Raw genomic sequence first — 12560 nt, 5'->3', positions numbered from 1 at the left:
GGGGCGTCGGGGACCGAGGCGGTGAGGCGTGGTGTTCGAGAACAAGCCTGGTGGGGTCGGTTGTCCGGACGACAGCTACCTCTCGCCGTCCACACTCCGCGAGGCCGCGGACGTGCTGGCCGGCCTGGCGACGGCCCTGGGCCACGTCGAGGGCGTCTGGGCCGAGGACGCGGAGCAGGATGCACAGCACATCCGGCTCCTGGCCGAGGCACTCGCTCGCTGGTCGCCCCGCCCTCGACACGACGACGTGGCCGGTCCGGTGCCCGACCCCGCATGGGAGATCACGCTCGGGCTGTACCTGCGTCAGGGCCCCCGGTCCGGATCGTGAGTCCTCCGGAGTCGCCCCGGCGGTGTCGGAACGACCGCTGCTCCGGGGTGCTACTCCCGCCAGCCCCGCAGGATCTCGGTGGTGTGCAGGCCGGGGCGGGTCGTGGGTCGACGGGACCTCCGGCCCTGGCTCGTCACCGGACGAGCGGCGATCATCGCGCCGTCCTGGCCGGGGCTCGAGGAGCGTGCGACGTGGACCAGACACGGCCGGCCGATGACCGCTACCTGTCCGCGGCGGCGCTCCACGACGCCGCCGGGATCCTGCGCGGGGTCGCCTTCGTGCTCGAGCAGATCGACGGCGTGTTCGCCGAGGACGCCGCTACCGACGCCCGACGCGTGCGCGAGCTCGCGGAGAACCTGGCCAGGTGGCGGCCGCACCCCGCGGTCGCCGCCGCGGAGGAACATCCCGGGGGCGCGCCGAGCGCGGATGAGTCGGACTGGGCGGGCCTGCTCGCGGTGTACTTCTCGAACAGCCTGCGCCGCACCTGAGCCGGCGCCGGTCGGCCGGACCTGCGACTCAGGGCGGCCGCGCCTCACGGCCCCGACCCTCGGACGACGAGTCCGGCGAGCGACGGTCGGTTCAGGCGGCCGACGCCGGGCGCGGTGAGGTCGACGGCGACGATGAAGAGGGCGACGGGGCAGGGATGCGCAGGAGCGCGACGAGTGTGATCGCGGCGCCGAGGGCGAGGACCGCGAAGCCCCCGATCGGCCCGGCGATCTCGGCGGCGTCGAGTCGGACTCCGGACGCCAGCTGGGACGCGGTCTGCGCGGCGATCACGGGCGCGAGCGAGACCTCCAGCACCAGCAGGGGGACCGCGAGCAGGAGCGCCTGCGGCGCACCCCGCAGCAGCAGGACCGCGGCCAGCGAGACCAGCGGCGTCACCACGGCCAGATCGAGCCCGAGGGTGACCGGGGCCGCGGCGAGGTCCGTGCGGGCCGGGACGGTGCCGGTGGCGGCGGCCGCGATCAGCGGCACTCCCCACACGAGCACGGTCACCAGCGCGCTGACGAGCATGAACAGACCGGGCCCGCGCCGCGGCGTGCCCGATCGGAGCAGCGGCTCGTGGGGGTCGATCCCGGCGACGAGCACGGCGACGGCGGCGCCGGCCGCGGGCACGACGAGCACGGACACGACGTAGAGCGGGGTGTGGGCGATGGTGCCGGCGACGACGCTGCCGTGGACGTAGAGCACCACGACGAGCAGGCCGGCCAGCAGCAGCCTCGCTCGCACCGATCCCCGGCGCGCCGCGACGAGCGCGATCACCGACAGGGGCACCACCAGCACGAGGACGACCAGGTCGGTGCCACGTTGTCCGGCGGCGGCGAAGACCCCGCTCCAGCGGTACAGGCCGGTGCCGTCCAGCACCACGGGTTCGCCGCGCGGGGTGACGACCACCTGGCGCCCCGGGCCTCCGCCCAGGGCCAGCCCCGCGGCCGCGGCCACGGCTGCGAGAGTTCCCACGAGGAGGGTCAGCACGGTCACCGCGCGCCGGGCTGCGGGCGTCACGGGTTCTCCACCCCGTGCCGGGCCACGACGTCGCGCAGCACCTGACGGAAGCGCTCGAACTCCTCGAACTGCGGGACGTGCCCCGAGCGCTCGAAGGTGATCCACTGCTTGACGGGCGCGTCCAGCCGGTCGAACCACTGCCGGGCGGGTCCGGAGCGGGCGGTGAGCTCGTGGGCCCCGGCGACGACGTAGACCGGCACCTCCAGTCGCGGCACCTGGGTGCGGAAGTCGATCCCCTGGAGCTGGGGGTACATCACCGACCCCATGTCGATCATGGCCTTGAGCTTGTTGACCTTGTCCAGCGGGCCGTACTCGTCGGCGCCGGTGCCGTCGATCCCGGGAGGACCCTGGGTCCGGAAGTACTCGGTGCGGGGGTAGGGGCCGATGGCGTCGTAGTAGTCGATGAGCATCGCGTTGACGTAGACGTCGCGGTAGGGCGGCGGCCCCGCGGCCCGCATCCGCTCGGTGAGCGCCACGTCGCCGGTGCGGGCGGCCAGGTCGAGCACCTGCCCGTAGATGATCCGGTCGGCCTCGAGCTGGCTGGCCATCTGCCCGGTGCCGACGTAGGCGGCGAACAGCTCGGGGTGGCGCTGGACGGCCAGCACCCCGAGCGTGCTGCCCCACGAGTTGCCGACGAGGTAGACCTTCTGCTGGCCGAACCGGTCGCGCAGGTAGGTCGCGAGCTCCGCGGTGTCCTCGACCGCGCGGTCGAGGGTCCAGGTGCTCGTGGGGTCGAGGGCGGCGTAGGAGGTACCGGTGCCGCGCTGGTCCCAGACCGCGACCACGACGTCGTCCTCGAGTTCGGTCATGTAGGCCCGGGCGTAGCCCAGGTCGCTCTGCCCGGGCCCGCCGGCGAGGTAGAGCACCACCGGCGCGTTCGCGTCGCGTCCGCGGATCATCACCGTCTGGTCGTGGCCGCCGAGACGGACGGTGGCCAGCTCGGCGACACTGCCCGGCACCGGGCGACCGGCTGGGTCCACGATCGGCGCGGTCGTTCCCGGGCGGGTCAGCACGACGGCCACGGCGACGAGGGCGACCGCGACCAGCGCCGCGACCCCGCGGCGGGCCCACTGCGCCGCCCGGCGCCGCGCGTGGGCGACCGCCGCCCCGGAGCGCCGCCGTGCGAGCCCCGCGCCCACCGCCGCCCCCAGCACCATCGGCAGCAGCTGGACCAGCGCGTGGAACCCGCGGCCCAGGACGAGGACGAGCACGCCGAAGAACGTCGAGATCTGAGGGCGGTCCACCGTCGGCCCCACGACGCCGACCCGGCCGAGCTCGACGGCCACGGCGAAGACCACCGGCGCGAGGAGCATCGCCCAGCGCGACCGCAGCACGAAGCCGGCGAGGGTGCCCACGGCGGCGCCGACGGCCATGGCCACGACCACGCCCACCGGCGTGATCGGCCCCCGTGGCATCGCGAGGGCCGTCAGCGAACCGGCGAGGGCGACGAGGGCCACGACGATCACGGCCCGGTGCCACCGCCGTGGCCGGAGATCGGCGGCGGTCCCGTCGGGGCCCGCCGTGGCCAGGGTGCCGGTCACCGGGCAGCCGCGGGGGCGCGGCGCTGTGCCTGGCGCACGACGGCCGGGGCCAATGCGGTCCAGATCGGGACGAGGATCCAGAGGCGCCCCGCGGTCAGGTCGTAGTCGGCGAGCATCGTCGACCACGTCAGCCCGGCGACGAGCCCGCCCCAACCGAACTCGAAGGCCAGGGTCATCGCCGTCCACGTCGCCCCGATCGCCCAGGCCTGCCGGGCGGTCGGGATCGGACGCCGCCGGTGCAACCACCACACCAGGCCCGTGAGCGCCACGAGCAGGATCACCGTCGCGAGCGCTCGTGCGACGGTTTCGCCCAGCCAGGGCTGCGTCACCAGCGCCCGCAGCGTGCCGTTGGCCAGCGCCAGCACGAGCACCCCGCACCAGCCCAGCAGCCACGGCCCCCACACCGAGCTCGTCGTCTCCCTGCGCACCTCCCGAGGGTCGTGCCGATGACGGTCGGCGGGGCAGGGCCGAACCGTCCCTCCGTGCCGGCCCGGAGGCCCCGAGGGAGAGGTCGTCCGGTCAGGCCCGGCGGGGACGTCCAGGCCTCCCGTCGCGCGGACGGTTCGTCGAGGCGCGACTCGAACGCACCCGCCGACGCGTCCCACCACCCGCGGCCCGTCACGGGCCTCGTCGCACGAGTCGACCGTCGCGGATGAGCCACCGGTGTCGTCCGGTGCACTGCCACCAGCCGTCCGTGGGGCCTGCGTCGGCGTCGACCGGCGCCATGACCTGCCCGCACTCCGGGCAGGTCCGACGCTGGAGGGCTCGGGGTTGCCCGGGCCGGGCGCTCGGCGGGTTCATGGCGCCAGGTGCGCGGCCTGCAGCCAGGCACGCGCAGCGGGGCACCCGGCTGAGATCGACCACCACGGAGGGCGTTCGCCTGTGCGCGTCCGGCGCAGGAGGGATCACGACTTCCGTCCCGAGGTGGTGTCGTTCGTGTCGGGGGCGGCGGTGTCGGGGGCGGCGGTGTCGGGGGCGGCGGTCGCGGCCGGCTGGGCGACGCCGGGTCGGTCGCGTCGGCTCCACAACGGCTCGAGCTCGGCCAGCTCCTCGGCCGTGGCCTGCCGGAACGGCGGGGCGCCGGCCGGGACGGCGACGGCGTGGGCGCTCTGTCCGCGGGTGGTCCAGAGGCTGGCGCCGATCGCGACGGTCAGGATCGTGGTGATGACCGCGAGCGAGATCGGGGTGGGGATGTAGGTGATGTCCACCTTGAGGGCCATCTTGATGCCCACCCACACGAGGACCAGGGCGAGCCCGAGCTTGAGGTAGACGAAGCGGTGGACGAGGTCGGCGAGCAGGAAGTACATGGCCCGCAGGCCGAGCAGCGCGAAGGCGTTGGCGGTGAACACCAGGAACGGCTCGTCGGTGACGGCGAAGATGGCCGGGATCGAGTCGACCGCGAAGACGACGTCGGTGGCCTCGACGAGCACGAGGACGGCGAGCAGGGGAGTGGCGAGCAGGACCCCGTGGCGCCGGACGAGGAAGCGCTGGCCGTGGAAGGCGTCGGTCATCGGCACCAGGCGGCGGAACCAGCGCAGGGTGCGGGAGCGTTCGGGGTCGATGTGGCTGTCGCGCTGGACGGCCATCCGGATGCCGGTGACGACGAGGAACGCCGCGAACAGGTAGAGCACCCAGGAGAAGTTGGCGATCAGCACGGCGCCCGCGGCGATGAACGCGCCGCGGAGCACGAGGGCGCCGACCACCCCCAGGAACAGCACCCGGTGCTGGTACTCGCGGGGGACGGCGAAGAAGCTGAAGATCACCGCCCAGACGAAGACGTTGTCGACGGCGAGCGATTTCTCGATGAGGTAGCCGGCGAAGTACTGGTGGCCGAACTCAGCACCCCAGATCCACCACACCGCGATCCCGAAGCCGACCCCGATCGCCACCCACAGCGCCGACCAGGCGGCGGCCTCGCGGACCCCGATGACGTGGGCCCGGCGGTGGGCGACGAGGTCCACCGCGAGCATGGCGACGATGCCCGCGATGACCGCGAGCCAGATCCCGAACGTGACGTCCATGTGCTGTCCTCCGAGGTGCGGCGTTCGACACTCGGAGGTCTCTCCCGACCCGGCCCCTGACGGTGCGGGTCCGCCTCGCCGGGTCCGTCCCGTGCTCGCGGGATCAATGCCGTGGTGACGACGAGGACGCGGGGGATACTCCCCTCCACAGCGAAGAGTGAAGCAGATTTCGTGTTTTTGGGCAACACCTGGGTCCACGTCTTCCCTGAGGGCCGGGCCGTCCCTACGATTGCAACGAGACGTTGCAAAGGAGGGGGTCGATGGGGACACCGCGCGTGCAGGCGCCGGTCTGGGACAGCCTCTCGGTGGGCGAGCTCGCCTCGGTGGACATCACGAGCCGGGACTTCGCCGCCGAGCCCTTCGGGTTCTGGGCTCGGCTGCGGGACGACGCGCCGGTGCAGCCGGTGCGCTGGGCGCGGGGGAGCACGGCGTGGGTGATCACCCGCCATCCCGACGTCGAGGCCGCTCTGCGCGATCCGCGCCTGCGCAAGAACCGGCAGGACGCGCTGCGTCCGGGGGTCGCGGCGGCCGGTCGCGGGGTGCCGAAGGTGCTGGCCCCGCTGGAGCGTGGCCTGCTCAGCCTCGACGGGCCCGATCACGACCGACTGCGCCGCCTGGTGCGCCAGGCGTTCACACCGCATCGGATCGAGCTGATGCGTGAGCAGGCCGAACAGCTCACGGAGTCACTGCTCGACACCGCGCAGCGGCGGGGCGTGATGGACCTGATCGGCGACTTCGCCGCCCCGCTCCCGCTGATCCTGATCGCCCGCATCATCGGCGTCCCCGAGGAGCACGTCCCGCGGTTCCGGGCCTGGACCCGGGCGTTGCTCGCCGTCGGCGAGCGCCCGCTGCGCAGCATCGGGTCGGTCCTGTGGTTCATGCACTACCTCCGCCGGCTGATCGTCGCCCGGAGCCGCGACCCCCGTGACGACCTGGTGTCCGGGCTGGTCGCGGCCCGCGACGGCGACGACGGGCTCACGACCGACGAGATCCTCGCCATGCTGGTCCTGCTGCTCACCGCGGGCCACGAGACCACCGTCAACCTCATGGGGGCGGGCACGCTGGCCCTGCTCGAGCACCCCGACCAGGCGGACCTGCTGCGGTCCGGCAGCGACGACCCCGAGGTGGTGCGGACGGCGGTCGAGGAGCTGCTGCGCTTCACCAGCCCGGTGCAGACCGCCACCGAACGCTGGTCCGCCACGGACGTGGAGGTCGCCGGTGTCACGATCCCGCGGGGGTCGCTGGTGCTCGCCGCGATCGCCTCGGCCAACCGCGACCCCGCGGCGTTCACCGACCCCGACCGTCTCGACCTGACCCGCTCGCCCAATCCGCACCTCGCCTTCGGCAAGGGCGCGCACTACTGCCTCGGCGCCCCGCTGGCCAGGCTCGAGGCCCAGATCGCCGTCCCGGCCCTGCTGCGCCGGGCGCCGGCCCTGCGTCGTGTCGATCCCACGGCGCCCCCGGCATGGCGGGGCGGAGCGATCGTGCGCGGACTCGAGTCGTTGCCGGTGCTGCTGTGACCGGCCCGCCTCGGCGCGACGCCGGCCGGCCGCGCGGCGCCACGGTCGTGTCCGCGGTCCTCGCCGCGGTCCGTGCCGAGCTCGCCGAGACCGGGTTCGAGGGCCTCAGCGTCGAGCGGGTCGCCCGCCGCGCGGAGGTCAACAAGACCAGCGTCTACCGCCGCTGGCCCACCCGGGAGGCCCTCGTCGCGGCGGCCATGGAGGGCCTCCTCGAGGAGTTCGGCGACAGCCCCGACACCGGCAGCCTCCGGGGCGACCTGCTCGCCCTCGCCGCACCCATCGCCGATCTCGCCGCCCGGCCCGACGGCGTCGCGCTCCTGCGAGCGGCCCTCGCCACCACCGCCCGCGGCGACCTGGGCGGTGCTGCCCTGCAGCGCGCGGGCGACGGCCACTCGGCGTCGTCGCTGGCCGAGCGCGCCCGCGCACGAGGAGAGTGGCGGCCCGGGGTCGACCCCCAGCAGGCCATCTTCACGCTCGTCGGCGCCATCATCCACCGCACGCTGCTCGAGCAGGCCGGCCCGACGGGCGAATGGCTGGAGGGCCTCGTCGACATCGTCCACCGTGGGATCCGCGCCGACCCGTAGCGGTGACGTCGACCGGGAGAGTGATCCCTGCGCGACCTGTCCGATCTGCTCACTCGATGTGAGCGCCCGAGGCCCGTTCGTGATCCTCGTTCCGTTCCGGAGATCACGCGAGCATGCTGCATGTCTGGCATGAGCGCGCCCGTTCCGGCGCTCCTCTGCGAGTTCGCCGAAGTGCCGGGTTCGGAGTGGGGCTCGGCGCGGAGCTCGAGGACAGCGGAGCGCGGAGTTGACGAGGTTGTTCATCAGAGCGCTGGTCGCCGCGGCGACGAGTGTGCTGCTCACGGCAACGGCGTGCAGCGCGGCAGCGTCGAGCGCACCACCACCGGCAAACGGTGATTTCGCCGGCCCCGTCGATGTCGGCGGCAGGAGGATGTACATCGAGTGCCGCGGTACGGGCGGCCCCACCGTCGTCCTGATCGCCGGTTACGGGAACCGCGGCAGTGCATGGAGCGTGCTGTCCCCCGGCGTGCCGGCACCGGCGGTCCTTCCGGGAACGTCCGGCTTCACCCGGGTCTGTGCCTACGACCGGCCCGGCACCGTCGGTGAGTCGGTCGACGACCCGGCCGAACGCAGCCGCAGCGACCCGGTGCCTCAGCCGCGCTCGCCCGAGGACACGGTCGCCGATCTGCATGCGCTGTTGCTGGCTGCCCGTGTCCCCGGCCCGTACGTGCTCGCGGCCCACTCACTCGGTGGCCTCTACGCCCGCCTCTACGCCGCCGCCCACCCCGACGACGTCGTCGGGGTGGTCCTCGTCGACGCCGCGCACGAGCGGTACAACGCCGAGCTGCGGCGCCTCCTGACCCCCGAACAGCTCGCCCAGGTGCAGGGCGGGCCTTCCTCCCTGCGAGAGCGATATCCCGACGTCGAACTGGTCGACGCCGACCGCGGCGACGCTCTGCTGGCGCAGACCCGGACGGCGGTGCCGCTGCGGCCGATCCCGTTGGCCGTGCTCACTCGGGGCCAGGCGGTCGAGGTCCCCATCCCGGGGTTCCCGGTCGCGGAGCTGGAACGGAGCTGGCGAGCGCTGCAGGACGACCTCGCCACGCTCACCCCAGCCGCAAGACACAGCATCGCCGCACGCAGCGGCCACGACATCTACCAGGACGAGCCCGCCCTGGTGGTGGAGGCGATACGGCAGGTGGTGACGGGAGCTCGGGACCCCGGCACGTGGTACAGCCTCACCTCGTGCTGCGCGAAGTAGAACGATTCGCCAGCTCATGGCCATCCGGATGGACATGCGAGGTCATGGGCGCGGCGGCGTCGGGACGGGAGGCGACGGTGACGGCCTGGCGGTCCGACGTGCGTGGCTGGAGAACACCCAGAGCCGCAGGAAGACGAACCGCACCAGACCGACCGCGCCGGTCACCGCACCGATGAGCAGCACCTGCGCCCACCAGGCCTCGCTCACCACGGGATCGAGCACGGCCAGGGCCGTCGACGTGGCGACCAAGCCGGCCGCGGCCAGCCCGCCGCCCTCCCACTGCGCCGTCCACCAGTCGACTCGCCCGCCGGCGTGGAACGTGAGGCGCCGGTGCAGCTCGTTGGCGAGCACGGACGAGACGACGGCGCCGGCCAGGTTGGCCGGCTGGCTGCCGACGGACCGCAGCAGCAGGAACACACCGAAGTAGACCAGCGAACTGATCACGCCGACCGTGACGAAGCGGACGAGCTGAGCGGCCGGGTCGTCGCCGTGCAGCCGGGCCCGGGTGCCGCACAGCGCGACCTGCCAGGGCCGCGAGCCCTCGGAGCACCGTCGACACGACCTCGCTGCGGACACCCGCCCACGGTACGGCGGGTGGCCGAGCGCGAGCTGCCGCGAGACGTCCTCGACGCGGCCTATGCCGGTCGCGTCGTGGTCGCGACGCCCCGGCGCCGGGCCAGCACCAGCACGGTGGCTGCGTAGAGCGCGGTGCCGAGCGTCGAGACGACGAACACCCCGGGTCCGACCTCGGTGTAGTCGGCGATGGAGTCGGTCGCGCCGTAGGCGGCCGCGGCGACCCAGCAGACGGTGTTGTGGACCACGTGCAGGGCCAGGGCAGCCTCGAGGCCGCCGGTCCGCAGGGTCACGACCGAGAGCACGACCGCGAACACCACGAGGTCGGCGAAGCCCCACACGCTCGCCGTCGCACCCTCGTGGACCAGCGCGAACAGGACGGCGCTCACCGCGACGCCGGGCCACGGGCTGCGGACGACGGCGCCGAAGGCCTGCACGATCCAACCGCGGAACAGGTACTCCTCGGCCGCGACCTGGAACGGTGTGAGCGCCAGCGCCACGACGGCGACGCCGAGGAACGACGACCAGCCCGCGAAGGTGCCCTGGGTCGGGTCGACGAGCACGCCCACCACGCCGACCAGGGCGGAGACCGCGAGCGCGGGCACCAGGCACATCGCGAGCCAGCGACCGCGCAGGCGTCCGGTGACCGACGACAGCGTCCCGGGCCGGCGCCGCTCCACGAACCGCACGACCAGGAGCACCGCGGGCAGGACGGCGGCGATGGTCACGAGGCCGGCCGCTGTCGACCACGCGGGGTCGGCCGGGAAGCCGTCGGCGTCGAGGGGGATTCCCGCGATCAGGGACGCCAGGCTGACGGCGATGCCGACCACGATCACGAACAGCAGGCCCGTGACGACGATCAGCAGCAGCGCGGCCGGACCGTTGTACCAGCGGCGGCCCGCCGTCCGGGCGAGATGGTCGTAGGTCACCGGCGGTGGCACGACGGAGTGCGTGTCACCGGGGACGACGGTCTGCGGTGCCGGTGCCGGTGCCGGCGTCGGTGTGGCGGACGGGTGAACAGCGGTCATGGTGGTTCCTCCCACGAGGTCGAGGACGGCACGGTGCAGGGGCGACGACCCCTGTCAGCAGGGTCGACGGGTTCTGCGGTGCGGTCTGTGGCCCCGCGGCGCGAACCTCGTGGCCGCAGGAGGAGCCTTCTGTCACCGGGAGGAAAGGTCGGCGATCGGTCCTGTCAGCGCAGCGACCTGCCGCGGAGCGAACGGTCGTCGCGCGGTCTCCGGCGGGGCGGACAAGACTCGACGGCGATGGACAGCGCCGAGCAGGTGGCGATCACCGCGATGACCGAGGCAGCGAGAGCGCTGCGCGCCGGCCGCGACGCGGGTCCGGCGACCGACAAGGTCAGCGAGGTCGGCAAGCCCGACGTCGCGGCGGCGGTCGCCGACATGCTCGACGCCGCCGTGCGGCTCCTGCGCACCGTCGATCTCCAGCCGCCCGCGTCCGGTGGACCGGGGCACTCGATGCAGGCCATCGCGCAGCACATGAACGCCGGCGCCGAGCTCGCCCGACGCATGGCCGCCAGCCGCATGTTCGACGGCAGCCACAGCACGCACCTGGACTCCCGCCTGCCGACCGACTGACGGCTGTCGGGCCGAGGAATTCTCCGACCCGATCGCAGCGGATCGTGTGCACCATCCGTCCGGCCGGTCGGCCGGTCGGCCGAGAAGACACGCGCCGATCAGCCCCAATGCGCAGGGAGGCGTGAATCCTGCTGGCCGACGGGGTAGGTGGGGCGGGCCGCCGTCGGTTGAGCTGTGCAGCCCGGCATCGAACCCACGTGCCGGGGAGACGCCGTGACCGACCTCGTTGTTCCTGCCCACGACGGCCTCGCGAGCTCGACGTCGAGCTCGACGACGACGGCCGTCGACGTGCGTCCCGTCGACGCCGCCCACGGGGTGATCGTGACGGTGTCGGGTCCCGTGTCGCTCGACGGTGCCGAGACGCTGAGCAGGCACCTCGACGCCGAGCTCGACCGCCGCCGTCACGTCATCGTGCTCGACCTCTCGGCGGTCCCGTCCTGCGATCCCCTCGGCGTCCAGGTCCTGGCGCGGGTCCGCGCGCGCGCTCGGCGCGAGGGCGTCTCGCTGCACCTCGTCCACCTCGGGGCTCCGGCCGCGCGGTCGTGGCTGGCCGCGGCCGGGTTGACCTGAGCCGCCGCGGGGACGCCACCGCGGCAGGTCGGCTCGCCGGGAGGACACCGCCACCGGCGGGGCGTCAGCCGGCGCAGCTCACGCACCGAGTCGCGCTCGAGTCGGACGGGCGGTCGGGACCGCGGTCGAGGGGATCACTCGGCGATGTCGAGCGTCACGGCACCGCCCAGGTCGAGCCAGGTGTGGCCGGGGGTCTGGGCCACCCGCAACACCACGTTCTCGCAGGCGGGGCAGCGCACGACCATGCCCGGCGCGTCCGCGTACAGGTGGTACTGCCCCAACGGGGCCCTCGTGCCGCACGTACCGCACCGGGTCTGCACCACGGTCGCGTCGAAGGCGAAGACGTCCGCCAGCCGTCCCGCCGCGGCATTGCCGTCCAGTCGTCGGGAATCCGTCGTCACTGCTGCTCCTCCGGTCATCCGAATCGTTCGATCTTGATGGCGGCCGGCGGGTGACCGTCGTCGACGAGGCCGTCGGCGACGGCCTCGACGAACGTGGTGGGGCCACACACCAGGATCCGCGGTTGCTGCTCGACGGGAAGCGTGTGCTGCCGGATCGTCGCCGGCTCGACGCGGCCCCGGAGCCCCGTCCATCCCGGTGGTGCCCCACGTGTCAGGGCGATCGTCACGGCGACGCCGCGGTCGGCGTGGCCCTCCAGACGCTCCGCCCCGATGACGTCGTCGAGAGTCCTGGCCGAACAGAGGAGCCGTACCGGCACCGACGAGCGGATGGCGGCGTGGTGGTCCAACACCGCCAGGAACGGCGCGACCCCCGAGCCGCCCGCCACGAGTTGCAGCGGCGAGTCGACGTCGGGGTGCCAGACGAAGTAGCCGCCGATCGGGCCGCGCAGTTCCAGCTCGTCGCCGACCCGCAGCTCGTCGACGAGGTACGGCGACACCTCTCCGTCGGCCACCCGCTGCACCACCAGATCCACGGTCGGGCTCTCCGGCGCCGAGGCGATGGAGTAGCTCCGTTGGGCCTGGTAGCCGTCGGGTGCCGTCAGCCGGACATCGACGTGCTGGCCCGCCAGATGGCCTTCCCAGCCGTCGATCCGCAGCGACAACCTCCGGGCGGAGGCGGCCTCGACGGTGGTGGACACGATGGTGGCGAGCCGCCAC

At 73.7% G+C, this 12560-nt stretch carries 15 protein-coding genes; 7 read left to right on the top strand and 8 right to left on the bottom strand.

Features of this window, described 5'->3' with window-relative positions; genetic code table 11:
- The first annotated feature begins 31 nt into the window (after positions 1 to 31).
- The gene (locus PGB27_RS24025) at positions 32 to 328 is read left to right on the top strand and encodes a hypothetical protein (RefSeq protein WP_274202954.1); all 297 of its coding nucleotides are present in this window, start codon (positions 32 to 34) and stop codon (positions 326 to 328) included.
- A gap of 191 nt (positions 329 to 519) precedes the next feature.
- A complete protein-coding gene (locus PGB27_RS24020; protein ID WP_274202953.1) occupies positions 520 to 816 on the top strand; it encodes a hypothetical protein in 297 nt (98 codons plus the stop codon).
- 91 nt (positions 817 to 907) lie between these two features.
- On the opposite strand, the gene PGB27_RS24015 is transcribed toward PGB27_RS24020, so the two are convergent.
- From PGB27_RS24015 to PGB27_RS24000, 4 genes are all read right to left on the bottom strand, one after another.
- The gene (locus tag PGB27_RS24015) at positions 908 to 1834 is read right to left on the bottom strand and encodes a hypothetical protein (protein WP_274202952.1); all 927 of its coding nucleotides are present in this window, start codon (positions 1832 to 1834) and stop codon (positions 908 to 910) included.
- The gene (locus PGB27_RS24010) at positions 1831 to 3375 is read right to left on the bottom strand and encodes an alpha/beta fold hydrolase (RefSeq protein WP_274202951.1); all 1545 of its coding nucleotides are present in this window, start codon (positions 3373 to 3375) and stop codon (positions 1831 to 1833) included. Before PGB27_RS24010 ends, PGB27_RS24015 begins: the two co-directional genes overlap by 4 nt.
- A complete protein-coding gene (locus tag PGB27_RS24005) occupies positions 3372 to 3803 on the bottom strand; it encodes a hypothetical protein (RefSeq protein WP_274202950.1) in 432 nt (143 codons plus the stop codon). Before PGB27_RS24005 ends, PGB27_RS24010 begins: the two co-directional genes overlap by 4 nt.
- A 477-nt stretch (positions 3804 to 4280) precedes the next feature.
- A complete protein-coding gene (locus PGB27_RS24000; RefSeq protein WP_274202949.1) occupies positions 4281 to 5396 on the bottom strand; it encodes a TerC family protein in 1116 nt (371 codons plus the stop codon).
- Positions 5397 to 5656: 260 nt separating this feature from the next.
- On the opposite strand from PGB27_RS24000, the gene PGB27_RS23995 reads away from it, so the two are divergent.
- From PGB27_RS23995 to PGB27_RS23985, 3 genes are all read left to right on the top strand, one after another.
- Positions 5657 to 6916, top strand: coding sequence for a cytochrome P450 family protein (locus PGB27_RS23995; RefSeq protein ID WP_274202948.1), 1260 nt, complete (start codon positions 5657 to 5659; stop codon positions 6914 to 6916).
- Complete coding sequence (locus PGB27_RS23990) at positions 6913 to 7500, top strand: TetR/AcrR family transcriptional regulator (protein WP_274202947.1); 588 nt, start codon at positions 6913 to 6915, stop codon at positions 7498 to 7500. The genes PGB27_RS23995 and PGB27_RS23990 overlap by 4 nt, the downstream gene beginning before the upstream one ends.
- A 226-nt stretch (positions 7501 to 7726) precedes the next feature.
- Positions 7727 to 8701, top strand: a complete 975-nt coding sequence (locus PGB27_RS23985; protein ID WP_274202946.1) for an alpha/beta fold hydrolase — start codon at positions 7727 to 7729, stop codon at positions 8699 to 8701.
- A gap of 42 nt (positions 8702 to 8743) precedes the next feature.
- On the opposite strand, the gene PGB27_RS23980 is transcribed toward PGB27_RS23985, so the two are convergent.
- Both PGB27_RS23980 and PGB27_RS23975 read right to left on the bottom strand, forming a co-directional pair.
- Positions 8744 to 9277: a GtrA family protein gene (locus PGB27_RS23980; protein WP_274202945.1), complete on the bottom strand. Its 534-nt coding sequence runs from the start codon at positions 9275 to 9277 to the stop codon at positions 8744 to 8746.
- Between the two features lie 59 nt (positions 9278 to 9336).
- Positions 9337 to 10302 (bottom strand): CPBP family intramembrane glutamic endopeptidase, encoded by a 966-nt coding sequence (locus PGB27_RS23975; RefSeq protein ID WP_274202944.1) that lies wholly within the window; start codon positions 10300 to 10302, stop codon positions 9337 to 9339.
- 237 nt (positions 10303 to 10539) lie between these two features.
- Between PGB27_RS23975 and PGB27_RS23970 the strand changes: the two genes are divergently transcribed.
- Together PGB27_RS23970 and PGB27_RS23965 are read left to right on the top strand one after the other, a co-directional pair.
- Complete coding sequence (locus PGB27_RS23970; protein WP_274202943.1) at positions 10540 to 10872, top strand: hypothetical protein; 333 nt, start codon at positions 10540 to 10542, stop codon at positions 10870 to 10872.
- Positions 10873 to 11085: 213 nt separating this feature from the next.
- Positions 11086 to 11442, top strand: coding sequence for an STAS domain-containing protein (locus PGB27_RS23965; RefSeq protein ID WP_274202942.1), 357 nt, complete (start codon positions 11086 to 11088; stop codon positions 11440 to 11442).
- A 134-nt stretch (positions 11443 to 11576) separates the two neighbouring features.
- On the opposite strand, the gene PGB27_RS23960 is transcribed toward PGB27_RS23965, so the two are convergent.
- Positions 11577 to 11843 (bottom strand): DUF6510 family protein, encoded by a 267-nt coding sequence (locus PGB27_RS23960; protein ID WP_274202941.1) that lies wholly within the window; start codon positions 11841 to 11843, stop codon positions 11577 to 11579.
- Between the two features lie 14 nt (positions 11844 to 11857).
- Positions 11858 to 12541: an FAD-binding oxidoreductase gene (locus PGB27_RS23955; RefSeq protein WP_274202940.1), complete on the bottom strand. Its 684-nt coding sequence runs from the start codon at positions 12539 to 12541 to the stop codon at positions 11858 to 11860.
- Positions 12542 to 12560 lie beyond the last annotated feature (19 nt).

The sequence above is a fragment of the Actinomycetospora lemnae genome, from assembly GCF_028737315.1.
GTDB lineage: Bacteria > Actinomycetota > Actinomycetes > Mycobacteriales > Pseudonocardiaceae > Actinomycetospora > Actinomycetospora lemnae.
This window is presented reverse-complemented; position numbering and strand designations above follow the sequence as displayed.